At 46.1% G+C, this 24,166-nt stretch carries 17 protein-coding genes and 2 tRNA genes; 6 read left to right on the top strand and 13 right to left on the bottom strand.

Going from position 1 to position 24,166, the window contains the following annotated elements; translation table 11 throughout:
- Nucleotides 1-29: 29 nt before the first annotated feature.
- From AAC052_RS05705 to AAC052_RS05690, 4 genes are all read left to right on the top strand, one after another.
- Nucleotides 30-101 (top strand) — tRNA-Arg (locus AAC052_RS05705).
- Nucleotides 102-241: 140 nt separating this feature from the next.
- The gene (locus tag AAC052_RS05700) at nucleotides 242-484 is read left to right on the top strand and encodes a GIY-YIG nuclease family protein (RefSeq protein ID WP_339811623.1); all 243 of its coding nucleotides are present in this window, start codon (nucleotides 242-244) and stop codon (nucleotides 482-484) included.
- Between the two features lie 5 nt (nucleotides 485-489).
- Nucleotides 490-561, top strand: a tRNA-Arg gene (locus tag AAC052_RS05695).
- A 91-nt stretch (nucleotides 562-652) separates the two neighbouring features.
- Nucleotides 653-2,986, top strand: a complete 2,334-nt coding sequence (locus tag AAC052_RS05690) for a hypothetical protein (RefSeq protein ID WP_339811620.1) — start codon at nucleotides 653-655, stop codon at nucleotides 2,984-2,986.
- Here AAC052_RS05690 and AAC052_RS05685 read toward each other — a convergent pair.
- The 13 genes from AAC052_RS05685 to AAC052_RS05625 form a co-directional block, all read right to left on the bottom strand.
- Nucleotides 2,983-5,355, bottom strand: a complete 2,373-nt coding sequence (locus AAC052_RS05685) for a hypothetical protein (RefSeq protein ID WP_339811619.1) — start codon at nucleotides 5,353-5,355, stop codon at nucleotides 2,983-2,985. The two genes, AAC052_RS05690 and AAC052_RS05685, sit on opposite strands and share 4 nt — an antisense overlap.
- 21 nt (nucleotides 5,356-5,376) lie before the next feature.
- Nucleotides 5,377-6,447: a DUF4249 domain-containing protein gene (locus AAC052_RS05680; RefSeq protein WP_339811617.1), complete on the bottom strand. Its 1,071-nt coding sequence runs from the start codon at nucleotides 6,445-6,447 to the stop codon at nucleotides 5,377-5,379.
- Nucleotides 6,440-7,465: a DUF4249 domain-containing protein gene (locus AAC052_RS05675; protein ID WP_339811615.1), complete on the bottom strand. Its 1,026-nt coding sequence runs from the start codon at nucleotides 7,463-7,465 to the stop codon at nucleotides 6,440-6,442. The genes AAC052_RS05680 and AAC052_RS05675 overlap by 8 nt, the downstream gene beginning before the upstream one ends.
- A 4-nt stretch (nucleotides 7,466-7,469) precedes the next feature.
- A complete protein-coding gene (locus AAC052_RS05670; protein ID WP_339811613.1) occupies nucleotides 7,470-8,540 on the bottom strand; it encodes a DUF4249 domain-containing protein in 1,071 nt (356 codons plus the stop codon).
- 2 nt (nucleotides 8,541-8,542) lie between these two features.
- Nucleotides 8,543-11,233, bottom strand: coding sequence for a TonB-dependent receptor (locus tag AAC052_RS05665; RefSeq protein WP_317488521.1), 2,691 nt, complete (start codon nucleotides 11,231-11,233; stop codon nucleotides 8,543-8,545).
- Nucleotides 11,234-11,292: 59 nt separating this feature from the next.
- Nucleotides 11,293-11,838 (bottom strand): hypothetical protein, encoded by a 546-nt coding sequence (locus AAC052_RS05660; protein WP_317488522.1) that lies wholly within the window; start codon nucleotides 11,836-11,838, stop codon nucleotides 11,293-11,295.
- A 55-nt stretch (nucleotides 11,839-11,893) separates the two neighbouring features.
- Nucleotides 11,894-13,231: a PhoH family protein gene (locus tag AAC052_RS05655; RefSeq protein WP_317488523.1), complete on the bottom strand. Its 1,338-nt coding sequence runs from the start codon at nucleotides 13,229-13,231 to the stop codon at nucleotides 11,894-11,896.
- 203 nt (nucleotides 13,232-13,434) lie between these two features.
- Nucleotides 13,435-14,091 (bottom strand): ATP-binding protein, encoded by a 657-nt coding sequence (locus tag AAC052_RS05650; RefSeq protein WP_317488524.1) that lies wholly within the window; start codon nucleotides 14,089-14,091, stop codon nucleotides 13,435-13,437.
- Between the two features lie 30 nt (nucleotides 14,092-14,121).
- On the bottom strand, nucleotides 14,122-15,654 hold the full coding sequence (locus AAC052_RS05645) for a sigma 54-interacting transcriptional regulator (protein WP_339811608.1): 1,533 nt from the start codon (nucleotides 15,652-15,654) through the stop codon (nucleotides 14,122-14,124).
- A 25-nt stretch (nucleotides 15,655-15,679) separates the two neighbouring features.
- A complete protein-coding gene (locus AAC052_RS05640; RefSeq protein ID WP_339791260.1) occupies nucleotides 15,680-16,777 on the bottom strand; it encodes a hypothetical protein in 1,098 nt (365 codons plus the stop codon).
- A 394-nt stretch (nucleotides 16,778-17,171) separates the two neighbouring features.
- The gene (locus AAC052_RS05635) at nucleotides 17,172-17,798 is read right to left on the bottom strand and encodes a sterol desaturase family protein (RefSeq protein WP_339811607.1); all 627 of its coding nucleotides are present in this window, start codon (nucleotides 17,796-17,798) and stop codon (nucleotides 17,172-17,174) included.
- A gap of 90 nt (nucleotides 17,799-17,888) precedes the next feature.
- Entirely contained in the window at nucleotides 17,889-19,028 is a 1,140-nt protein-coding gene (gene bshA, locus AAC052_RS05630; protein ID WP_317488528.1) for an N-acetyl-alpha-D-glucosaminyl L-malate synthase BshA, read from the bottom strand.
- 12 nt (nucleotides 19,029-19,040) lie between these two features.
- Complete coding sequence (locus AAC052_RS05625) at nucleotides 19,041-21,797, bottom strand: serine hydrolase (RefSeq protein WP_339811604.1); 2,757 nt, start codon at nucleotides 21,795-21,797, stop codon at nucleotides 19,041-19,043.
- Nucleotides 21,798-21,927: 130 nt separating this feature from the next.
- Here AAC052_RS05625 and AAC052_RS05620 point away from each other — a divergent pair, with 130 nt between their 5' ends.
- Together AAC052_RS05620 and mutL are read left to right on the top strand one after the other, a co-directional pair.
- Nucleotides 21,928-22,287 carry a hypothetical protein gene (locus AAC052_RS05620; RefSeq protein ID WP_151998092.1) on the top strand — a complete coding sequence of 120 codons (360 nt, stop codon included), beginning with the start codon at nucleotides 21,928-21,930 and terminating at the stop codon, nucleotides 22,285-22,287.
- A 3-nt stretch (nucleotides 22,288-22,290) separates the two neighbouring features.
- On the top strand, nucleotides 22,291-24,162 hold the full coding sequence (gene mutL / locus AAC052_RS05615; RefSeq protein WP_339811602.1) for a DNA mismatch repair endonuclease MutL: 1,872 nt from the start codon (nucleotides 22,291-22,293) through the stop codon (nucleotides 24,160-24,162).
- The last annotated feature ends 4 nt before the right edge of the window (nucleotides 24,163-24,166 follow it).

The raw sequence follows: 24,166 nt of genomic DNA, 5'->3' as shown, positions 1-24,166 counted from the left end.
TGCACTCCTTTTTGTTGAAAAGACATCAAGGTCTCGTAGTTCAATGGATAGAATAGAAGTTTCCTAAACTTTAGATACAGGTTCGATTCCTGTCGAGACCACTTCTTCGTGCAGCATTAAGACATTTGCTTTTCAATTCTTATCGGTCCCGTAGTAAAATGGATACCCGCCTGACCACGCTGTCGGGCAGGTTATACAAGCCTCCGGAGCTTGAGATGCAAGATTAAATAATATTGGTGCGATGTACTATGCATATGTTCTTAGGAGCCTTGATAAAAAGAATTTCTACAAAGGACATTGTGAAGACCTGGACAGAAGGCTTAAAGAACATAATCAGGGGCGAACAACATCAACTGCCAGGTATGCGCCCTGGGAAGTGGTCTACTTCGAGACTTTTGAAACCAGGGATGAGGCAATTAAGAGAGAAAAATTTTTTAAAACTGCGAGCGGTCGTAGATATTTGAAGTCGCAAATAACACAATAGCAAAAGGTCCCGTAGTAAAATGGATATTATGCAAGCCTCCGGAGCTTGAGGTGCAGGTTCGATTCCTGCCGGGACCACTTTTCATCTTTTTCGGAAAATTCTTCCTCCGAACACCAATTAAGCATTCTTTTCTTTTTTAAGCGGCGGTAATTCTGGAAATTACTACCAATGAGAATCCAAATCGCCTGGCTGTGTCTTCTGTTCCTTGCATTTTGCGTCCCTTCAAAAGGACAAATCAGCAACTACTCATACACCACCCAAGTCGAGCTCCTGGCCAAAAAACAGGGCAAGTGGGAGAAACGGCTTCTCCGACACCGCCTTCGGTTAACAACAACACCCGATGGCAAAACGGAACTAAAGGCACACCCAGTGTCAAATATCAAAAACCTGCGCTTTGCATTTATTCTCGATAAAAATGGCGTCAAACAAAAGGTCAATAAAAAGCAGGTTATACAAACTATCTTAAGCCAGCAAGCCACACTGCCCTTGGCAACAACGTTGTCGATGGATGAAGAGACCACCGGGAAAACTCAACAAAAGTACAGCGACGACCTGCTCAATTTTACGATGGGCAAAAGGCCAAGCAGATGGGTCTACAGCCAGTGGATTACTCTGGCGCAGTGGGAGGGTGCTGCCACGCCTTCGGAAATCTCGGTACTGGTAAAAAGACCTTTTAGAAAGGTGGCAAGACTAACGCTGGAAGAGCTGAGGACAATTAGCCTCCCTTACCTACCGACGCTGTCAAATGTAGAATGTGTGCCCATCGACCGCTTTTTTGAGCTGCGAAAGCTTAAAGGCTACGGTATTGACAAAATAACCTACCAACCCTACACCGGCCACGACCAGGACATTCTCAAAAGACGGCAGAGAATCTACTTTCCAAAGAACAAATACGAACCTGAGTCCGTCTCGATTGACTCACTCAGGAAATACCTGAACGACAATGACCTCAGCATTTTGAAGGCTGACTTTTATGGGTATTCTTCGCTGGAAGGCGACAGCCTCCTGAACCGCAACCTACAGGAAAAGCGGGCTTCATTTCTCTACAAACTGCTGAATGAAATGAGCAGCGACCCAGTGGAAGCAGATTCGATTGGCTTTGATGATGGTTATGAGGCGCTCGTGGCACTCGCAAAAAAGAATTCTATCAAGTGGATTCAAGCCATGCCAAAAGCCCAGTTGAAGGATACCTTGCAAAAGGATACCCTTTTGCTCGCCAGGCTGGAGCCTCTGCTACAGCAATCCAGAAAAGCCGAACTGCAATTAGTTTTGGCCAAAAGGCTTAACAAAGAAGAGCGGATTGACAAGGCCTTCAGGGTGTTGAACCAGACTGCCTACAGAGTGGTAGCCACCCGATCTGGCCACATAGGCACAGTCGACCAGCAACGGGTCAGCGGCATTCTTCATTACCTTTTCAGAATCTACGTGGGCGACGAAATCACAAGTGACGAGTTGGTGTATGCCGTTAACGCAGCTCCCAATGCCCCATTCGTTCGGGTGCTTTTCATGTATATGCTCATCGAGCAGTTTGAGAGGAAGCGGCCGATTCAGGTAGACTCGCTGGTATGGCATAACAAGCTAGCGGAATTTGACCGGGATCGATTGTTCGAAGCAGCCAACGAGGACATCATTTCTCTGCTTTATTCGAAAACCATAGCTGCCAATACCAAGACTATGCTCAACGGGATGGCCGTCGATCTGCAATATTATACGTTCAAATACATTATGAATGGCTCGCTGAGCCCATCAGTGCTATGTCGGTTTTCTTACCCAAATACGCCTGGATTTTATGCCCTCAAACTCAATCATTATGCCTTCCTCCAGCAGTTGCCGCCAAACCTGGCCGCTGGAGTAAGCTGCTACTCTGGCAGGGCATATGAGTACTCGTACAAAGGTGCAAGCCACCGGTTCAGATCAACAGATGTGGAGGGTCTGGCTGAAAGGCTTGAGCAAAGTGCCCGCACTTATCAATCAGCTTTTGAGAACGGGAACCTGGAACCACCGTCCTTTTACAAAGGGTCTTATTCTGACTACTACTTCTTTCTTAAAGTCCTCTTTATCAATGAAGACGAAACCATGCTGCGCCTGGTTAACCAGTCTGATCAGATGATAGAGTTTGACCTTTATCACTTTATTGACTATCAGGTTGAAAGCTTTGACGCAGTCCGCAATTTTTGGCTGGACGAAGACATCTCCATTCAAAAGATGCAGGAGCTTGTGAGAAGATTGGCAAGAGATCCCGGTCGGTTATGCCCTGTGCTGATTGAAAACATTTCCCTAAGCTTTTATTTGAAATCGCTCTATTATCTCAACAGCTACTACGACCCGACCAATCCCCACCACATGGCGCTTGCGAGAGACGCTCTTTCGTACATCAGTAGCTACTACAGAAACAAGAAGGCCTTTATGACTGCTGAATTGCAAGACCTTATCCAGCGCCAAATCAACTTCTTCCATTTGATGCCCGGCACAAAGGATATCTCAGAGTACGCCATCGATTAGTTGCCCGCCATTTCAACAGGAAGAGTACTAAACTCCGCAGTGCCTGTTTTTAAACTTCCGTCCGGAGTGATTGCGATAATGTTCACCTCGTAGTTCGATAGCACATCCGACGAAGTACATTCTATGTAAGTGGGTAGACTAGTTCCGGTGCGCCAGTAAAGCAGGTGACGCAGATCAGGCAAGTACGCTTTTTGCTGCGCCAGGCTGGCATTGGTGAATTCTTCTTCGGGCTGAAATCCCTCAAAACTGAAGCTGATATTCTCCTGGTTGGGAATTTCAAGTGCTTTGTCCTTAGTAGAGATAGACAGAATGCCATTCCTGGCCATCGCACCAAAGCGCTCCTGGGCAGTGGCAGACCGATACAGTTGGATGGTTTCTATCACATCAGGGTCTAGTGTGAGCACCAGATCATAGTCAATAGTCGGAATGCCGTTGATGAAAATCAGCGCCGGATCGTTAAATAAAGTAGCGTTAACCGGGTTATACATCATGATTACTCGTTTTCCCCCTCTTTCCCTCACCACTATACCACGGCCTATTTCAATGAATACCTCTCTTAGGCTACTAAAGCTCAGATATTGACGTAAATCAAGCTGATAGTCTTCAGTGTTCCTTGTCAGAGGTGAAAACTCTCTGCTCACTTCTGTTTCTTTCCTCTCAGGATACAGCCCAGGCACCAGCTTTCTGTAAGACCCTTTGAACACCAGCTTGTCTCTCTTTTGATCTGCAAAGGTGACTCCGCTTTGGGCTAACTTTTTCATCATGTCTACTTCCAGAGCAGTGGATGGAAGGCCGCTTTCAATGTCTATTTTCATCTCCGAAAACGAAACGTTGGTATTGTCGGATAAGCATACAATTTTAGTAGGCCCTGAAAAATCAAAAACAGGAAGCAAAAACCATCCATACTCATCGGTTCGGGCGGGAATGATTTCCTCGTGGGCAAAGCTATAGAATGTGAAAAGCTCCTGGCCCAGCAGCAGGCTATCAGAAGTTCGTACTTGCCCATAGGCACTGATATACTTTTCGTAAGGCCATTTAGGATAGATTGCCTTATACGACATTATTTCTCGCCAGGAATAAGCCGGCAGCTTTTTAGTGAGCAAAAACAAATCCCAGTTTTCAGGGGACTTAAAGCTGTTATCGAAAAACTTGATCATTTCAGCGGCATCCGGCGCAAGCACATCGGCCATATAAAATATCTGGTCGATGGCAGGGGCGACATAGTCACCTTCGAGCAGCTTGTCGGACACGCTAACTGAGTAGGCAGCCACATTGCTGGCAGCGAAAGACGTCCTCACCTTTTCTCCTCTTTTGAAATTTCTTTGATCGGTTGTCAGCGTTAATTCATCGGAAGCCGGATATATCTGAATTACTCGCTGACCTATTTCTATCCCATCCCCATCGAGCAACGACAGTTGGTAAATACCTGTTTTAAGGCCAGCTGCTGGTATGCTGAGGGCCTGAGCAGGCTGGGCAGCAAAATCGATCCCCCGATCCAGGTAAATGGTGCCTTTTGACTGGAGAATGAGCCTGAGTTTCTGTCTTTCAACAGCCGCTAATTTACTCTGAAGCGATACCCTCACCACGGTGGGCTGGGTTGTGACAAGCATAGAGATGCCTTCTGCTTTCACTTCGGGTAAGAAATGAGTGACCGCATCCCCTCGCTGATCTTTTAAAATTACTTCATATTTTTCCCCAGCCTCAGGACGCAAGATAAAAGCACCGTAGCCGTGCTTGTTGGTGGAGAAAGTAGCCAGGGACTCATGCGCCTTGTTCACTACCTCACCTTCAAGTACCGCCCCTCGTCCAAGACCGTCAAATACTCTTACGGTGAACCTTGACGTGAGCCCTGAAACAGGTGTCAAATTACCCTCTGCGGTTATGGCAACTTCCATGTCATCAACATGCGGGAGCTCGCCATCAGCGAGACTCAGTTCGCCCGGCTGCTGATTTACCCAAAGCCAGTCCCTGAAAAAATGCTCCGGCCCAAAATTCCTCATCCACCCGGTATAGGCCCTTACCACATACAACCCTTTGCTAAAGTCCGCCGGCACATCAATATACCCCTCACCAACCCCTGCTTCAAGCGACACCTTTTCATCCACAACCACGTCCCCTGTTTTGCTTACCACATTCAGGTAAAGCACTTTACTTCCATCTGACAACCTCTGATTGGCATCGTCAAATACGTAAGCGCTGAACCATATCCTATCACCCGGCTGGGCATAGTGTTGGGTCATGTGCAAATACACTCTTTCCTGTGTTTTGTTGGCCGCAAAAAGCTTGAACTGGTCAATAACTTTGTCCTGTGCCGCACCAACTGAGCAGGCAAGAATAAGAAGTGAAATGAGTGTATATAGCTTCTTCATTTTTCTTTGGTTCATTTTCTTTTACCGCCAAAAAGCTGGCTGCGTTGTAGTGCTGTTTGGCAGAGTTCTACAGTCATCTGCGTACCTGTAAGTATAGACTACGTTTCTCGGAATAAAATCTTTAGTCATAAACTCTCCTTTTGTTGTAACATCTGACACGGTAAAATATCCTACTACCTGTTCGCTCCGGTCGTCAACGTTGAAAATATTACCGGGTAATCCGGACGGTGCAGGGTCAAAAAGAGTGCCTTGTCGGAATTTCAGGTCGTACAACCCTTTCCAAAACACATAAGCTTCGGCCGTGAGAGAATACTGAGTCACTTCAAAATACACCTTGTCATAAAAGTACTTCTGATCTACAGGATAGAAGGTCAACGGAATTTCAGCCTCCTCCCTTCCATCTACCAGCTGGTCACTAAAGACAACAAACTCATCAAGGGGTTTGGTAACCCAACAAATATTGCAGCAGGATTTAGGCTGAGTAACGTAGTTGCCAAGCTCCCGGTCGAAGACCTGATAAGCAGATGGCTCAGTCAGCACTTTGAATATGGTGGTCATCCTGAGCAGGTAGTAGTTTTTTTGGCTGGGTAAATCATTGACGATGGCCTTAACGCTGAAGCCATCAACATCTACAAAATTCCCGAGTTCATTCTTTTCCGACTTAACAGTGTACGCTATCTCTACTTTGTCCATCTCCGAAGTGGGCAAGGCAGTTTCTTCATTCGATTCATATACCTTTCCTTCCTTCGTGACAATCCGGAGCCTGTACGCCTTTCCGCCCACGGCACTAAAAGACGAATCGGAGTAGTATTGTCCCCCTCCCTGTTCATTGAAAGGAAAGGAACGACCATCGCTGTCGAGAACAGACACTTCTGCACCGCTCACATATAGAATGTACTGGTTCCCTGTATTGTAAATGTTTCTGGTGGTCGTCAACCTAACTGCTTGCGGCCCTGGATTGCTAGCAATTAGTGCTTCTACCACCAGGTTGTTGCTCCTTTCACCAGCGGGATAGTCATAAGGCTCAACGCACATGTTCAAAGCAAGCCCTGAAATGAATAGAATAGCAATATGAAATTTTGCTTTATTCATTCCAGTCGTGAGGCTCAATATCAGTGATTGTGGAATGATCTTCCCTGGGATACCTAAGACAAATATCTGCCCAGGGACTTCCGGTATCTACCCGCTCTGGAAAATCCTGAGCATAGATTTCTCTTACAATAGTTTTCACGTCTGATGTTAAAAACTGCCCAAGCACAATTTCAGCCGGGTCAGTTAAGCTATGAATGTTCGACGGAATAAAGGCCGGTGTCGGGTCAAAAATGCCTCCCTGGTTATAGGTGGTATTGTAAACACTGCTCCAAAACCGGTAAGAGGACAAGGTCTGGGAAGAAAAAATCACTTTAACCTTTATCTTCTCAGCAAACATCACACCTCTCACCGGAAGGAAAAAGAGAGGATGCTGTTTGCTGCTATTGCTTCCACTGGCTTCATAAGAGAACACTCTGTACTCGACTGGCACAACATTGACCCAGCAGGTATTCGGAGCAGCACCATTGGTGTTCAACAAATAGGTGTAGTGCCATTCGGCCCGGAAGTAACTACTCTGATTAGCCTGGCTTTTCACAAACGCATCGACAAAAAAACCTGTGCTTTCCAAAGTTGAATTAAGCTTTGACACATACTTTTCTGCTCCGTACTTTATTCCAATACTATCTATGTAGGGCATCGCCAGCAGTTCGACTGAATCTGACAGGTATTCCCGGCCATCCTCCAAAACTATTTTCAGCTGATATTTTTCTCCCACTTCCCCCCTAAAATCGTCCGAGCTATAGTAAACCCCTGATCTGTCTTGCTCAGCCAGCCGCTCCACCCGCCCGGAAGAAGTAGCAACCGTTACTCTTGCGTTCTGTACACGGAGTCTGAAGGCATTTTTTTCGTTCTTTATATTTCTGGTAGTGGTGAGGGTTATTTTGTGCGGGCCCGGCTCAGTTCTAATCGCTCCATCCACTACCAAATAGTTTGTCTTTTCCTCGAAAGGGTAGTCATACGGATCAACACAACCCTGCAGGGTTAGTGCCCCCATAGCCAGAACAAATGATATGTACATACGACTACTCATTCCAGTATTCTGGCTCTTCAGCCGTTGTGTTGGGATAAAGAAGGCATGTGTCGGGGTAGCCCGTGTCAGGGTCGATACGCTCGGGAAAATCTGTCGGATGTATGAACCTCGAAATTTTTCTTACATCAGAAGCATAAAAATAACCCAATACCAACTCCTCTTTATCATCCACGTTGTAAACATTGGCTTCAACAGTATTTGGCGTAGGATCGAACAATCCTCCTTGGCTATAGCGGGAATCGTATACAGCATTCCAAAAAAAGTAGGCATCCTTTGATAACGAGCTAATTGACACTTCAAGGTGAATCTTCTCATACAGCATGATACCTACGACCGGCAAAAAGAAAAGATCGTATTGTGTGAGCGAACTGCCATTATTAAGCCTGTCATTGGCAACGGCAAAATCCAGTGATTCTTCCTCAACCCAGCAAACTGCACAGCATTCTTTGGGGCTTGAAACCCAGCATTCGCAACCTTCTGCATCGTAATAATTAGCCAGTTCGGGGTGTGTAAATATTTTGTATGTGTAGTCCCAATTCACCAAATAGGCATTCTCTGTTTCAGGCGGGTCGTTAACGAAAGCTGTTATGTAAAATCCTTTTCTGTCAACTATGGCATTTGCCTGAGAAACGTATTTCTGTGAACCATACTTGATGCTGATGCTGTCAATTGGGGGCATTGGCAGCAATTCAACTTCTTCCGATTTGTAAATCATCCCATTTTCCAGCGTTACAGTAAGCTGGTAGCTCTCGCCAATCTGCCCCCGGAAACTTGCTGAGGTATAATAAACTCCCGAGGTGTCTTTCTCAACAAGCTTCTCCACTTTGCCCGATGACGTAGCAATGATCACCCTTGCATTCTGCTCACGTAGCTTGAATGCATTTTCTTCATTATTGATGTTCCGTGTGGTTGTAAGCGTTATAGCATACGGGCCCGGTTCGGTGGTAACCGCTCCTTCAACCACCAAATAGTTGGTCTGCTCTTTAAAGGGATAGTCGTAGGGATCAATACACGCTACTAACAACACCCACACCGACCACGATAGTTTTTTTGCAACCTGCATGACTAAAACTTAAAGTTGTAGGTTATAGAAGGAAACGCAGCACCTAAAATGGCCAGCTTGTAGGCCGTTGGTCTGGCGTCTGCCGTGTCTTTGAAGAAAACACTGTATGCATTTTTTCTGCCGTATACATTGTACACGGCAAATGTCCAGCTGCTTTCCCAAAGCTTCTTTATTTTCAAACTGGTGTCAAGTGTGAAGGCCAGGTCGAGGCGGTGGTAGTCAGGAATTCGCCCGTTATTTCTCTCCGTGTAGTTGCCCACCAGCACCCCGTCGAAAAGAAACCCATTTTCAGGAACAGAAAAGGGCCTCCCTGTTGAGTAGGTGAAGTTCGAGCTGATCGTCCACCTTCTGGTTACCTTGTAGCTGCCGGAGAGTGTCAAGTCGTGCGGCTTGTCATAGTAAGATGGAAACCAGTTGCCCTTGTTGATTGTGGATTCCCTGTCAGCGCCCTCCATTTTCCGGAGCGTTCTTGAGTAGGTATAACTTGCCCACCCGTTGAGCTTGCCTTTGCTTCTCTTCACCAGCAGCTCAAGGCCATATGCCATGCCTTTGCCCTGAATGAGCTCCGTTTCCAAAGTAGGATTGAGCACCAGATCGGCCCCATCCTTGTAGTCCACCAGATTATCTATGTCCTTAAAATATACTTCAGCAGAGGTCTCCCATGTATTGTCTTCATAGTTTTTGAAGTAGCCGATGCTATACTGGTCAGCTATCAACGGCATTAAATAATAGTTACTTCCCATCCAGATGTCGTACGGCGTAATGGCTGTGGTATTCGATACCAGGTGGATATACTGGTAAATCCGGTTATAGCTGGCTTTTAGAGAAGTCTCATCATCGAGGCTGTACCTAAGCGACAGCCGGGGCTCCAGGCCTGAGTAGTTTTTGATGGTTTCATTGCCTGAGTACTGAAGGGTGTCCGTCAGTGTTGATGTTCTTCCAGGCCTTTCACCTGAATAAACAAAAACGTCTGCTGGCCCGTAGCTGCGGTACATCGAATACCGAAGTCCCGCCATTACTGACCACGTGTCGTTCAGGTTAATTTCGTCGTTTGCATACAAAAAACTTTCCTGGCTTTGTTGCTCCGGCAAAGCAACCGGCGTAATCTGCGAGTCGGCATTTATCCCACTTCTTTCACCGGGCTTAAACCCATAAAAAGTAGTGCCTCCCCCAAATTGCAGGGCATGCTTTTCGGTGTACCTGGTCATATCGGCTTTTATATCAAGCTGGCCCACTCCACTCGAAACCTTATAGGGGTCAGCCAGTTGAAGATCACCTAATTGATATTGATAATCGCTGTAAGCTACCGACAGTCCTCCAAGCAAGTTTTCCGAAAACACATAACCCAACTCCGCAGAGCCCAGCCCATTTTGGTAGTCGAACGACGACTCGTTAGCAATGGTGAAATTGTCTTTGCTCACATAGCCAGATGCCTTCAAAGACAGCCGATCGGTCAATGCAAAGTCCAGTTTGCCCGACAAGTCCCAGAAGCCGGCTTTGTTTCCCACCAATTCCTCCACTTTGATGAAGGTATCGAAAAGATAATTGACATAAGACTTGCGGGCGGCCACAATAAAGCTGCTCTTACCTTCTTTGATTGGCCCTTCCGCCATTACCCTGCTCGCCACCAAACCAATCCCCCCTTGTGAACCAAATTTTTCCTTGCTACCCGACTTTTGCTTTACCTCCACCACCGATGAGGCCCTGCTGCCGAGGTTGGCAGGAATACCAGCCTTGTAAATAGTCACGTCATCAGTCGCATCTGGGCTGAAGATGGAAAAGAAACCAAAAAGGTGCGAGGTGTTGTAGACAGGGGCTTTGTCAAGCAAAATGAGGTTTTGATCGGCAGTACCGCCCCGCACATTGAGCCCAGTGGTGCCTTCACCAACGGTACTTACACCTGGCAGCAGAGTAAGCGATTTAATAATATCAACCTCACCCAAAAATGCAGGCAGCTTCTTCACATCTTCCACCTGCAACTGCACAGTGCCCATCTGAATGCCCTTCACGTTAATATCCGGAGCCTGTCCGGCAATGGTAACGCCTTCGAGTTGTATCGTCTTTTCATAAAGATCCAACTGAAATTCTCCGGGGCCAAAAACAAACATCCGTTTAGCTTCCTGTTGCAGGGTTACGTGGCTCACTCTCACATGGTAGTCGCCAGGCAAAAGCTGGAGGCTAAACCTGCCGGCTGCATTGGTCACTGTTCCACTGGCCAGCTCATCCACGTAGACACTGGCTCCAAGAAGCGGTTCGTTGGTTTGCCCATTTCGTATGGTTCCTCTCACAGCAACGGCACTGCCCGACACAGCATTTGTAGAGTCGCCAACAATAATAACGTCGGTGTCTTTCAGGCCAGCCAGGTTCAGGGTTGAGAGCAGGTCACTCCTCAGATAGAGTACTACATTAAAGGCATCATAAAAATGATAGTTGAGTCTTGTATTCGCTGTCCAGTCTTCCAACGCCGACCTTAACGACGTGTCAGCGTATTCCCCTGAAACACGCACATTTTCAAGCCAGGAAGGGTCATAAAAAAACTTAACAGATGAGTTTGCTTCAATTTGACTGAGCACATCAGTCAATAATTCGCTTTCAAATTTTTTATCAATCCTTACGTCGGAAATTTGCTGCCCGAACGAATGAAAAGATAAAAAAGTGAATACGGTTAGCGTTAGTAGTAGAAATCGTAGCATCCAATTATAATTACCCTTTCTGAACAAACCTGCTCACCTAGCCCCTTACTAGACAAAAATCAATTGCCATTTCTCAGCACCCTAGGGTCCTTTACCCTTTGCGTTTTTAGAAATAGCACCAAAGTGCCAACCAGCTCTTCAAAATCATCAAATTCCCTGTTATCACCAAGATCTATATTCCACTCATCGGCAAGAAAATCAAAAAGCCTGGCCGGTAGCCCGTCCAAATAGCCATCGACACGGCTATTAAAAAAAAGCCCGCCGACTGGTATTTTATAAATACCTGAGATGACGTTAGCCAGGCTGATAAGAATGTCGTTCGGAGTAAATTTATTCCTGTAGAAGTCAATACGGCGCTCAAATTCAATGCTGCCTCTTTCGAAAATAGTGAACTGAGTAGCCAGGCCAAGCTCGTCAAAAGTATAGCGACAGTGATGCCGTTGCCCGCCAAGTTTGAAGCCGTAAGACTTTGCAAACAACGATCTGCTGGTGTAGACTTTCAATATTTGAAGATCCTGATAGTCGACTTCCTGCAAGCCCCTGGCGAAGAAATCCCTGTGAAAGGAGCTGTTCAATACCCTATCCGGAAGATCCGGTAATGCCATAACACGTTGTTTCTTCTCTAAATGTAGTAAAAGAGAAGCGACAACCTAGAAAATATTATAGCAGCTGGTTCGCAATGTTCGCCAGTTCAGACCTTTCTCCTTTTTCCAACGTCACGTGGGCATAAAGAGGATGATCCTTGATCCGGTCGATCAGATACGATAGTCCATTACTTTGAGAGTCGAGGTAAGGCGTGTCTATTTGGTAAATGTCTCCAGTGAAAATGATCTTAGTGTTTTCACCTGCTCTGGTAATGATTGTTTTCACCTCATGGGGCGTTAAGTTCTGTGCCTCGTCGACGATAAAGAAAATGTTGGAGAGGCTTCGTCCCCGGATATAGGCCAGCGGCGTAATCACCAGCTTCTCCTGATTCACCATATCCGTTATCCGTGAATATTCCTTATCCGACTCGCTGAACTGGTTTTGAATAAATTTGAGGTTGTCCCACAGTGGCTCCATGTAGGGGTTCAGCTTCGATTTGATGTCGCCCGGCAGGTAACCGATGTCTTTGTTGCTCAGCGGAACGATTGGGCGGGCCAGGTAAATCTGTTTGTAGTTTCGTTTCTGCTCCAGAGCGCCCGCCAGTGCCAGCAGGGTTTTTCCCGTGCCTGCCACCCCTGTAATTGACACAAGTCTTACCTCCGGGTTCATAATTGCGTGTATGGCAAAGGTCTGCTCCGCATTGCGGGGTTTAATGCCATACACCGGCACCTTATCCACCTTTTCTACATTCTTTGAGTTGGGGTTGTAAGTGGAAAGAATCGAGTTCTTGTCACTCTTTAGAATGAAGTAGTTGTTGGCTGTAGGTTTAACACCCTTAAGGATTTCTTTTCTGTCGATGACATTTTCTTCATACAGCTTGCTGATGTGGTCAGGGTCTATGTTTTCGATGATCGACTTGCCTGTATATAGATCGCTTACATTCTTAATTTTGCCAGTTTCATAATCTTCTGCCAGCAAGCCCAGCGATTTGGCCTTCAGCCTCAGGTTGATATCCTTGCTGACAAGAATCACCTTCTTAGCTTTTTCTTCGCTCTTTAGCGTGAGGGCAGCATTCAGAATCTTATGGTCTGCTTTCGGCTCATCAAACACCTTCTCCGCATCCACCTCCGGATTGCTCTGCATCACCACTTTGAATTTGCCCTTTGTCTTGCCGTTCAGTGGAATCCAATCCTGCAGCATGTAATTCTCCGACAACGTATCTATCAGCCTGATGAACTCCCGGGCCTCAAAATTCTTGGTGTCGTTCCCCTTTTTGAAATTATCAAGCTCTTCCAGCACGGTGATGGGGATGGCCACATCGTGCTCTGCAAAGTTCATGATTGAGTCGTGAGAATAAAGAATAACTGATGTGTCGAGTACAAAAACTTTCCCTTCCTTCGATGCTTTAGCCATGTGTACTTTATCAAAAAAACCAACAATACAAGTTGCTCTAAGGTTAATGATAAATGCCTAAATCTCTAAGTTAACTTTATAAAAAATTTGTCATTTTTTTGACTTTACTCAACACTCCATACCACCTGGATTGACGACAGAAACTCTTATCTGTCAGTGGCATAGACATGTACATTCCTCTTCTTTAGGTATTAAGTGAAGGCTCAAAAGCTCTCCTTCAGTGTGAACAAATCTCCTTTTTCAAGAGGTTGAATTGTTAACACATTGGCAAGACACAACCGCACCAATGTTCTGGAAGCAACGATGCCGGGAATTTTTGCTATGGATACAAACTCAGAAAGGGTAATCGTCTTGTTGAATTTGAAATGCTCCATCAGCTTTTTTTCATTCTCACCATAAGTAAACTTGATATTTTTTGTTCGCCGACTCTGTTTTAAAATCTGACGCATCTCGTCACTTGCCTGAATGCTTTTGTCGCCCACTCTGATGTAGGCCTTGCCGTAAGCTTGTGTGGTGTCAGCAAGCGCATAGTGCGGGCGTCTTTTGCTGGGTTTAATAAAATAATAGAGTACCCCAAGGTTATCATCGATAGGCACTATCTCCGACTTGTAGCTCAGGGCTGGCCTGCACAACTCATCGATCGCCTTCTTCAGCAGGTAGTCGTGCTCTTCGGCATATTTTAGACCGGGAATGCCCCCCTCATCGCTAATGCCAACAAGCAAATAACCTCCATCGGCATTGGCAAAGGCCACAATCTCCCGCACAATCTTTTCCGGATGGGCTACCTTCCGCTTGAACTCTATCTGCTGACCCTCTCCCCTCCGAACAAGTTTTTTGATTTCCTGAAGTGACACCGGCATGATACAACTGAATCAATATCAGCCTTAATATTATGGATTAAAATCGTCATCCTCATCATCTTCCTCACCAGGGCCAGGCATGCTGAACATGCTGCTCAGCAAATCTTTGAACGACGTGCCCGTGGCCAGATGATGCTTGGAAAGCTGGCTGAATTCAGCCAGGCCATGAAGGGCAAACTCCATCAAAAAGTATCTCAGCTTTTCGTCTGCTTGCTTATGGTATTCTTTCACCAGCTCCTTTAATCCGGGCACTCCCTCAAGCAACTTGCGATGCGCCTGCTCAGTCGATTCATTTAATATGTCGACCATATTGCCCTCGCCAAACCAATCAGTGATTGCTTTGTAAGGGTTGGGGGCGTTTCTCTTCTTTCTTATTTCTTCCGGATTGGGAAAGTAAAGCAAAAATTGACTCCTGATCGCCTTGCCAACCAAGTTTTGCGCCACAATGCCAGGGCCTTCCTGCTCACCCTCGTAAACCAGCTCCACCTTTCCGGTGATGGAGGGAAGCACGCCGACAAAATCCCCTACCCTCACACTAGTCGATTTTTCTCCGTTGATCAGTGCCCTTCTTTCAGCCGAACTGTACATGTTTTCCATGGCAGAAATGGTCAATCTGGCCGACACGCCACTCTTCGCATCTACATACTCACTGGAGCGTGCTTCAAAGGCTATCTGCTCAATCAGATTTTTGGCAAGCTCTCCGGCACTCACAATAGCCAACTGCTCTTTCAAAACCCTTGCTTCCTGATCAGTTATCTTCCTTCCTATCTCAATAGATTTAGGATAGTGCGTAATAATCTGGCTGTCAATCCTGTCCTTCAGCGGCGTCACTATACTTCCCCGGTTGGTATAGTCTTCAGGGTTGGCAGTGAACACAAACTGAATATCCAAAGGAAGCCTTAGTTTAAAGCCCCGAATCTGGATATCGCCCTCCTGAAGTATATTGAAAAGCGCCACCTGTATCCTCGCTTGTAAATCGGGAAGCTCATTGATCACAAAAATCCCTCTATGCGACCTCGGCACCAGGCCATGATGAATCACCCGTTCGTCTGAATAGGGCAACTTCAGCGAAGCGGCTTTTATCGGATCCACGTCTCCAATCAAGTCGGCAATGGTCACGTCGGGCGTTGCCAGTTTCTCCGTATATCTTTCATCCCGGTGCAGCCAGCTAACGGGCGTTTTATCTCCATGCTCAGCCACCAGGTCTTTGGCAAACCTTGAAATCGGGTTCAACGGATCGTCATTCAAATCTGCACCCTCAATCACCGGGATGTATTCGTCAAGCAGCTCAATCATTTGGCGTGCCATTCTTGTCTTGGCCTGCCCCCTTAGTCCGAGGAAGTTAATATTGTGTCTCGACAAAATAGCCCTTTCCACATCTGGAATCACAGTTTCTTCATAGCCCCATATCCCCTCAAAAACGCTCTTTTTGGCTTTGAGCCTGGCTATCAGGTTGCGCCTAAGCTCGTCTTTGATGGATTCGGGCTGGTAGCCACATGCTTTGAGCTCGCCGAGTGTATGTATTTTGCGTAGTTGTGCAGAGGAAAGATCCCTATATTTCATTTGTGCTTACTAATTTTCTGGTTGGTTAAAATCTTTTCTTTTTGTTCCGGCGGTAATCTTCAAATATGAGTTCGCCAAGTCCCTTAAGGCTGCTGTAGTAAGCATTGCCGTTGTTAACCATAGTGAACTCCTTCACAAACTGCTTCAAATATGGATCGGAAGCAATCATGAAGGTGGTAATAGGGATATTGAGTTTGCGGCAGGCAGCTGCCAAATCTAATGTTTTGTTCAGAATCTTTGGATCAAGCCCGAAGCTGTTCTTATAGTACTTAATCCCTTGCTTGATACAGGTAGGCTTCCCATCTGTAATCATAAATATCTGCTTGTTCTTATTCTTTCTTCTCCGCAGCAGGTCCATTGCCAGCTCAAGCCCGGCAACAGTGTTGGTGTGGTAAGGCCCTACGCTGAGGTAAGGCAAGTCCTTAATGTCAATCTGCCAGGCATCGTTGCCAAACACGAGTATGTCCAGCGTGTCTTTTTTGTATTTGTGCATGATCAGCTCAGAAAGCGCCATGGCTACTTTTTTCGCCGGCGTAATCCTGTCTTCTCCGTATAAGATCATCGAATGGCTGATATCGATCATCAGCACAGTGCTGGTCTGCGTCTTGTATTCTGTTTCCACTATCTCCAGGTCGTCTTCAGTCAACCTGAAATCCGAAAACCCGTGATTTATTTGTGCATTCTTTATAGAATCGGTCAGTGAAATCTGCTCGAGGGTATCCCCAAATTGAAATTCTCTCCTGTCGGTACCCGGCTCATCTCCATGACCCGGCATAGGCGTAGCGTGGTTTCCCTTGCCCGATTTCTTCAGCTTTCCGAAAATTTCCTCCAGAGAATTTTTTCGAATGGCTCTCTCCGATTTCGCTGTTATCTTAAACTCACCATCTGGCGTCTTGTCAGTAATGAACCCCTTGTTCTTGAGGTCATCTATAAAATCTCCTATGCCGTAGTCAGGATTTGTGATGGAATATTGTTTGTCGAGGTTGGTCAGCCAACTCAAAGCCTCCGAAACATCTCCCGATGTAATGACCAGGAGCTGATGGAAAATGTTGAGCAAGTTCTCAAATTCGGTCTTCTCTTTGTCTTTGGAGGGTATATAGTCAGTAAAGCGGTAGCCTATCATGTGTTCCTTTTCGTTATAACCATTAACCAACAATTAAAGTTATTGATTCAGTCCTTAACACAAAATAACTTGCTCTACGTGAATCGATGGTAATAATAATTTGTACTAATTACATATTAAATTGTACTTTAAATACCACATTAATATTTTTATTCTTGAATGACTTTGAATACTTAAAGTAATACTTTAACTTATTTCTACCATTTGAGCATTATAACTATGAAAGGCAGAAGAAGATTCTTTTTTACGCTCGTTAAAGACCTATTCTACAAGTTTTTAGCCGAGTCAGATCAAAAAGGTACTGAGACTAACAAACACCATCACTTTAGTACACATTGACTATTGGTGAATGTTTAACTTCAAAATGAAGGTCGCTTAGGGCGGCCTTCATTGACTACTTTTTTGGTAACGTCCCAAATACAAAATCCCAAAATGGGGATGAAACGCCGAAGCCCCGGTCATCGTCCTTATAGTGGTGTATGCCGTGGTTGATCCACAGTACCTTCAGAAAGTTTTTAGGCGGTTGATAGGCATGTATGGCATAGTGCATAAAGGCATAGGTCACATACCCAAGTAAAAAGCCCGGAACAAACGCAAATGCGTACTGTTGCATCGGAATCCAGAAGATCACAAAAAGCACACTTCCAATGATTAATGCGCCGGTCGGCGGCATTACGACTCTTGATTTATCCTTAGGGTATTCGTGATGAACCCCGTGCAAAGTGTGTTGAATAGCATTCTTGATCTTGTTGGTCGGTGCCATATGAAACACGAAGCGGTGCAACAGATACTCAGCCAGAGTCCAGCTGAAGTAGCCGACAGTAAACAAGCCGGCAATTTGGGTGATAGAAAACCCTATTTCCATGCCCGACCAGTACAACAAAAAAGCGGCTATTGAGCAGAGTATCCCAAGTGTTACTGAATAGTGGGCCCTTGTCAGTCTTTCAAGAACAGGGTTTTTAAAAAGCTGCGTGGTACCACTGTTGTTCGGTTTTACCTTCGTTCTAACGCTTGCAGGCATTTTTCCTTACTTCTTATTTCCAACAAAAATTTATTTTGCGCTCGAAAATTGGCTCGATTTACAACAAAATTCCTGTCCCCTTAAATTCCACTATACCGCACTTATTTTGAACGATTCCACGATTTTATTGTAAAACGACTCATACATCGGAAGGATATTCGAAATATCGAACTCCTTGGCACGTTTAAGCGCTCCCTCTTTGAAGTTGGGTAAATTCTCGTCCTTCAAAATGTGAAGCGACTTTTTCGTCATGCTTTCAATGTCACCTATGTCGCAGGTAAACCCTGAAACGCCATCAACATTGAGTTCTGTAAGACCGCCTGTATTTGAGGACACCACCGGTACTTCGCATGCCATAGCCTCCAGCGCTGCCAAACCGAAGCTCTCCTTTTCCGAAGGCATCAGGAACAGATCCGCCACTGACAGCACTTCCTCCACGTGGTCAAGCTTACCCAGGAACCTGGTGTCTTCAAACGAACATGTCTCACGGCAAAGTGCTTCTGCCTTACTTCTTTCGGGACCATCACCCACCATAAGAAGCTTCGCTGGCATCTCCTTCCTGATACCGATGAAGATTTTTATCACATCCTCGACCCGTTTTACCTTTCTGAAATTGGAAGTGTGCACAACCAGTTTCTCTCCATTAGGGCATATAGCTTTCTTGAAGTGATCCTTCTTTTGCTTTTTGAATCGCTCGAGGTCGATAAAATTTGGAATGACTTCAATATCTTTTGTGATTGCAAAGTGCTCATAGGTTTCATCTCGCAGCGAGCTTGAAACAGCAGTTACACCATCGGACTGATTGATCGAAAACGTGACCACAGGCTCATACGACGGATCCTTACCGACCAGCGTAATATCAGTACCATGCAGCGTCGTAATCACCGGAATTTCTATCCCCTTGACCCGCAGTATCTGTTTAGCCATGTAAGCGGCCGACGCATGAGGAATAGCGTAGTGCACATGCAACAGGTCTAGCTTCTCGAACTGAACCACTTCCACCATTTTGCTAGCCAAAGCCAACTCATAGGGCGGATACTGGAACAAGGGATATGACTGAACGTCTACCTCGTGGTAAAAAAGATTCTCATTAAAGAAATCAAGTCGTGTGGGTTGTGAATAGGTAATGAAGTGAATCCTGTGCCCCTCTTTGGCCAGGGCCTTTCCAAGCTCGGTGGCCACCACTCCGCTACCACCAAACGTGGGATAACATACTATTCCGATGTTCATATCTCTTGCTAACTATTCACCGGAAGTAAGCTGCCAACCTAGCGACTGATAGATTACGTCCTGGATTCTTGTACGTATATTCGATTCTACGAGTTTGTTATTGTGAGCGTCCGGATGAACCCTATTGGAAAGGAAGATATAAATCAGTTCCATTTCCGGATCTACCCACACCGCCGTACCAGTAAACCCAGTATGACCATAAGTAGTTTCAGAACTCCAAAAAGAAGTATTATTTCTTGTGAAAGAGAGGTCTTTCATGTCCCAGCCTAACGCCCGTGGAGCATTGTTAGACAGGCGCTGAGTAAACAAATCAACTGTCTTATTGTCAACATATTGTCTGCCTCCGTAATAACCTTTTTGCAGGTGCATTTGAAGCAAAATTGCCAGTGAATTCGCATTTCCAAACAGGCCGGCATGCCCGGCTACTCCACCCATTATCGCTGCGTTTTCATCGTGCACTGTTCCCCATACCATGTTTTTTCTGAAATAGAAGTCGAGCTCAGTTGGTGCGATCGACTGGTAGGGATAACTACACAAAGGCTGGAAACAAAGCCGATCCATGCCAAGAGGCTTGTACACCTCTCTGCTCACAAACTCGTCGAGTGGCATTCCGGCAACTTCCTCTACTAGTTTTTGGATGATCATGAACCCAAGGTCACTGTATTTGTAGGTGTAAACTGAATCTTTTGGCCCTAAGGTCATCAAATCCGTCTGCAAGGTCCATCGCCAAACAGAGTCCTTCATGGCCGGAGTTGAGTACATGCCGGGCAGAATCTCCATGGAAAATTCTTCGCCGGCGGAAGCATTGAAGAACATAGGGTCAAGTATCTTCTTTCTTTTGCTTTCGTAAGATCGCTGCCAAAAAGGAATGTAGGGCTTGAGCCCAGCCTGGTGAAGCAGCACATCCTCCACAATCAGCCTCTCTTTGTTTGTGCCTAGCGTACTCTTAATGTAGGCTCCAAGGTTGGATTTAATATCGATTTTTCCCTGATCCACCAAAATCATCAACGCCTGTAAAGTGGCACTCACCTTGGTCAACGAAGCAAGGTCATAAAGTGTCTCGTTGGTAACAGGCATCAGGCTGTCGTAGCTCAGGTAGCCAAAGGACTTTTCGTAAAGCACCACGCCACCTTTGGCTACTAAAATCTGACAGCCAGGAGTGGCCTTGTCTGCAATGGCTTTTATCGCAATGCTGTCCACCACATTGAGTCCTTTAATGGTTCTCATCCATGGCTCTCCATACTTTAGTCTGGCAAGCGACGCTGTTGAAGATGCATTGGCAAAAAGCTCTTTCGACCCATTCCATTTACCTGAGTAACCATAGGCCCCAAAAAGAAGCTGTGGTGCCAGTCGCTCTGCCTGTTCACCGCCCACAGGGTGGTAGCTTATGTGCTCAATGCCTGCAAACAACTCAAGGTTTTCGCTCAATCCCAAAAGCACCAGGGTAACCTTCGTCCGCTCTTTTTGCAGCTTGATCAAAAAACTCAGCAGCCTGGCTTGCTCCTCGTGGCTCAGGGCATCGAACCACGCCAGGTCGATAGCGGCGATGTAATTGTCGAAATGAGCGATTTGCCAGGCTGGCATTTCTGAGCTCATCAGCCCCATCGGAAAGGCAAATTCTGTTACCGAAGCATACTTGTGCATATGCTCAAGAAAATCCTTGCTCACGTCACCAAAAGAAGATGTTGCAAAGGATTGGTTTTCCAGTTTTTTAAACGGAATCAAGGACTCAGCATTTGTCAGAAGCGTAGCAGACTTCAAATTCAGTTGAAAAGCAAATGACCTTTCAGCTGTGTTGCCTGCAGCTGGCGAAAAGTTCTCAGGCTGGCTTCGGAGCAGGAGTCGCTGCAACTTCCATTGCGAGATTTTCCCCGTTACCGCTTTTTGTTTTTTGTATTTAATTTTGGCATCAGCAAGCCTTGCCAACTCGTGAAATGCCTGCCCTGGCGACACAAAAAGAAAATCAGCAACAGGGTTCTTCAAGTCTTGACTCCAGGCCTTTTCTGAAGGGTAAGAGGCGAATGTAATTGGATGGTAGCTAAACTCCTTAGCCAGGAATTTAGTCGCCTCGTAGCCGTTTTCGAAAGCCACTGGCTGATTTTGGAGAGAACTAATATTGACCCCTCTAATTTCGGCCTCCTTATACAGGCTGAGCTCTTCGGTTAAAGGAAGTCTTGGCTCACCAAACGCACTGGACGAGAAATTACCCACAACATCAATCCCCCCTTCGGTAAGGCCTTTCAGATAAGCAACGGCAGACTGTTTCACAGCTTCGGGCTCCTCACCATAGCCTTGCCAAAAAGAAAGTCGAAAGAGGTCTACCATCACAAAGTCAATGCCTGCAAGACGCAAGAGCACTGCGTCACGTGAGGCCGCCGTTCGTATCAAGTCGTCGTCCGCCACTGCTGCGAGCACCGACGGAGCCGTCAGTCCAAGGTTGCGATAGGTTTTTTGATCAGCGGCACTGAGGTTGAGTCCGATCAGCAATTGATGTCCCGTGCCTTCTTCAACCAAGTCGATGTGGGCTGCGATTTCGGCAAGGGAGTGGTGCGGCTGATATAAAATGCCCCCAATTTCGCTTTGATTCAGAAATTGTAAAACAGAGTCGTTTTGTGATCTTCTATCAACCTCCTCCAGCATCAACATCCACCTCTGTGTCACTATTTCACCGAAAACTTCCTGTTCGCCCCATGCATACGCCTTGTCTCCGAAGTGCATCAGCACCAGGCAAAGTAGCGTTAATGAGGCCGGGTAAAGTTTTTGGAACATTGATCTTTTGATCTGTGTTAATCCTAAAATATAACCTAACTTTGTTTTAAAACGTAAAGATTTTATTCGCCCTTCTGCACACAGTAGCAAAAGCGGTACCAAATTTTGAAGAACGGAAGACCTGCTTATTATGAGAATTCCTTCAATTATTCGCCTGCCAAGGTATAAGAACTTTGATTATACACCAAGACACTACGATCCTGTCAAGGAAGATATCGAAGAGCGCACCAGAAAAATAAAGAATGAGATGAATGAGGATGCCGAAAGTGGCACTACCTCCAGCATTGCCGGAGCATTCAGAAGAAAAACGGGCTCATCGTTCACAGGCACCAATTACTCCACGTCGCTCCTGCAGCTCGTCATTGCTGTGATCCTGCTCGGTGGGTTTGTTGGCTATCTTTTTTACGGCAATCAGGTATTTTACTTCTTAATGCTAGGTGTTCCTGTTTACCTTTACTTTCGCTTCAGAGGTATCTTTTTCAAAAAATAGCAAATGAGTGATATCATACGTCTCCTTCCTGAGTCGCTAGCCAACCAAATAGCAGCAGGAGAAGTCGTACAGCGCCCTGCATCGGCCGTCAAAGAATTACTGGAAAACAGCGTAGATGCTGGTGCCACTTCCATTCAATTGATTGTGAAGGAGGCTGGCAAGCAACTGATCCGGGTGATAGACAACGGAGCTGGCATGTCCGAAACGGACGCACGCATGAGTTTTGAGAGACATGCCACCTCCAAGCTAAGAACGCCCGAAGATCTCTTCCGGATTCAAACAAAGGGCTTTCGGGGCGAGGCTCTCGCTTCCATTGCTGCTGTGGCTCAGGTAGAACTCAAAACAAAACGAAAGGAGTCGGAATTGGGCTCATTTATATGCATTGAAGGGTCGGAAATCAAAAAACAAGAGCCTTGCGTAACGCCCCAGGGCAGTACGGTGTCAGTAAAAAATCTTTTTTTCAACGTGCCAGCCAGGCGTAATTTCCTCAAGAGCAACCCGGTGGAAATGCGCCATATTATTGATGAATTCCAGCGGGTGGCACTGGCACATCCGGGCATTGCATTTTCCCTCCATCAAAATGACCTGCCGGTATATCAGCTCGAGGAAGGAAAGCTATCGGGCCGGATCATTGGGCTCTTCAACAAGAATTACCGGGAGCAATTGGTGCCAGTGGACGAAAGCACCGACCAAATAAAAATTCATGGCTACATTGGCAAGCCGGAGTTCAGCAAGAAAACCCGTGGCGAGCAGTTCTTCTTTATCAACAATCGCTACATCAAAAACAATTACCTGAATCACGCCCTCACAAGTGCGTTCGAAGGACTTTTGTCGGCAGACACTCACCCGTTTTACGTGCTTTTCATTGATATGGATCCTTCCAAAATCGATATCAATGTACACCCGACAAAAACAGAGGTAAAGTTTGAAGACGAGCGAATGATATATGGGGTGGTTAAATCTGCCATCAGGCAGGCACTTGGCGCACATAACATTGCCCCTTCGCTGGACTTCAATTACGACGTGAACTTTGAGGCGATCACCCGCTCAAAGCTTAATTTTGATGAGATCAGCCAGGCGAAAAGACCTATGCCAGCCGGTTCGTCATCTTTCAGCTCCCCGTTGAGTAAAAACAACGCAAAGAACTGGGAAAGACTCTACGAAGATGCCAACCTGGAAGCCCAATATTCTTTTGAAGATGTGAAGAAAGAGGGGGCTGCCGGAGTGGAGCCTATTGTTAAAACTTTTGCCAGCGACGCAACGCCGGAGGAACCCACGCAGGAGATTCAAGCGGCCACACTTGAAGCAGAAATCAATCCACCTTTTCAGCTTCACAAAAAATACATTTGTAAGCAGGTGAAATCAGGCTTGCTGATCATCAATCAGGAGCACGCCCACGAAAGGATACTTTTTGAAAGGTTCACACACCACCTCGAAAAAGGGCAGGCAGCTTCGCAACAATTCCTTTTTCCGCAGCAGCTCAACCTTAATCCATCCGATTATCAATTAGTAATGGAAATGGAGGAAGAAATGAAAGCACTGGGATTTGTTTTCAGTATATTCGGCCAAAATACCCTCGTGATCAACGGCATGCCTGCAGAACTTTCCGGCTCCAACGAGAAGGAAGTGCTGGAGGGGCTGATAGAACAATTTAAAGTTTATAAATCTGAATTGAGTATAAATCGTAAAGAGAATCTGGCGAGGTCCATGGCCAAACGCACCGGGCTCAAAAATGGAAAGATGCTTAGCAACGAAGAAATGGTCTCATTGATCGATCAGCTTTTTGCCTGCACCCAACCTAACTATACGCCCGGCGGCCAGGCAACCATGTACATATTAGGCCTTGATCGGCTTGCCAGTTTCTTTAATGAATAAACGC

Source organism: uncultured Imperialibacter sp. (assembly GCF_963974565.1).
Taxonomy (GTDB): Bacteria; Bacteroidota; Bacteroidia; order Cytophagales; family Cyclobacteriaceae; genus Imperialibacter; species Imperialibacter roseus.
Note: the sequence above shows the minus strand (reverse complement) of the source record. Positions and strands in the feature narration are given on the sequence as shown.

Bases quoted from the DNA above. Each gene is read 5' to 3' on its own strand.
- bshA (WP_317488528.1), bottom strand. From the start codon at position 19,028: ATGAACATCGGAATAGTATGTTATCCCACGTTTGGTGGTAGCGGAGTG.
- AAC052_RS05680 (WP_339811617.1), bottom strand. From the start codon at position 6,447: ATGAATAAAGCAAAATTTCATATTGCTATTCTATTCATTTCAGGGCTT.
- AAC052_RS05660 (WP_317488522.1), bottom strand. From the start codon at position 11,838: ATGGCATTACCGGATCTTCCGGATAGGGTATTGAACAGCTCCTTTCAC.
- AAC052_RS05655 (WP_317488523.1), bottom strand. From the start codon at position 13,231: ATGGCTAAAGCATCGAAGGAAGGGAAAGTTTTTGTACTCGACACATCA.
- AAC052_RS05650 (WP_317488524.1), bottom strand. From the start codon at position 14,091: ATGCCGGTGTCACTTCAGGAAATCAAAAAACTTGTTCGGAGGGGAGAG.
- AAC052_RS05685 (WP_339811619.1), bottom strand. From the start codon at position 5,355: ATGAAGAAGCTATATACACTCATTTCACTTCTTATTCTTGCCTGCTCA.
- mutL (WP_339811602.1), top strand. From the start codon at position 22,291: ATGAGTGATATCATACGTCTCCTTCCTGAGTCGCTAGCCAACCAAATA.
- AAC052_RS05645 (WP_339811608.1), bottom strand. From the start codon at position 15,654: ATGAAATATAGGGATCTTTCCTCTGCACAACTACGCAAAATACATACA.
- AAC052_RS05625 (WP_339811604.1), bottom strand. From the start codon at position 21,797: ATGTTCCAAAAACTTTACCCGGCCTCATTAACGCTACTTTGCCTGGTG.
- AAC052_RS05640 (WP_339791260.1), bottom strand. From the start codon at position 16,777: ATGATAGGCTACCGCTTTACTGACTATATACCCTCCAAAGACAAAGAG.
- AAC052_RS05690 (WP_339811620.1), top strand. From the start codon at position 653: ATGAGAATCCAAATCGCCTGGCTGTGTCTTCTGTTCCTTGCATTTTGC.
- AAC052_RS05635 (WP_339811607.1), bottom strand. From the start codon at position 17,798: ATGCCTGCAAGCGTTAGAACGAAGGTAAAACCGAACAACAGTGGTACC.
- AAC052_RS05665 (WP_317488521.1), bottom strand. From the start codon at position 11,233: ATGCTACGATTTCTACTACTAACGCTAACCGTATTCACTTTTTTATCT.
- AAC052_RS05670 (WP_339811613.1), bottom strand. From the start codon at position 8,540: ATGCAGGTTGCAAAAAAACTATCGTGGTCGGTGTGGGTGTTGTTAGTA.
- AAC052_RS05675 (WP_339811615.1), bottom strand. From the start codon at position 7,465: ATGTACATATCATTTGTTCTGGCTATGGGGGCACTAACCCTGCAGGGT.
- AAC052_RS05700 (WP_339811623.1), top strand. From the start codon at position 242: ATGTACTATGCATATGTTCTTAGGAGCCTTGATAAAAAGAATTTCTAC.
- AAC052_RS05620 (WP_151998092.1), top strand. From the start codon at position 21,928: ATGAGAATTCCTTCAATTATTCGCCTGCCAAGGTATAAGAACTTTGAT.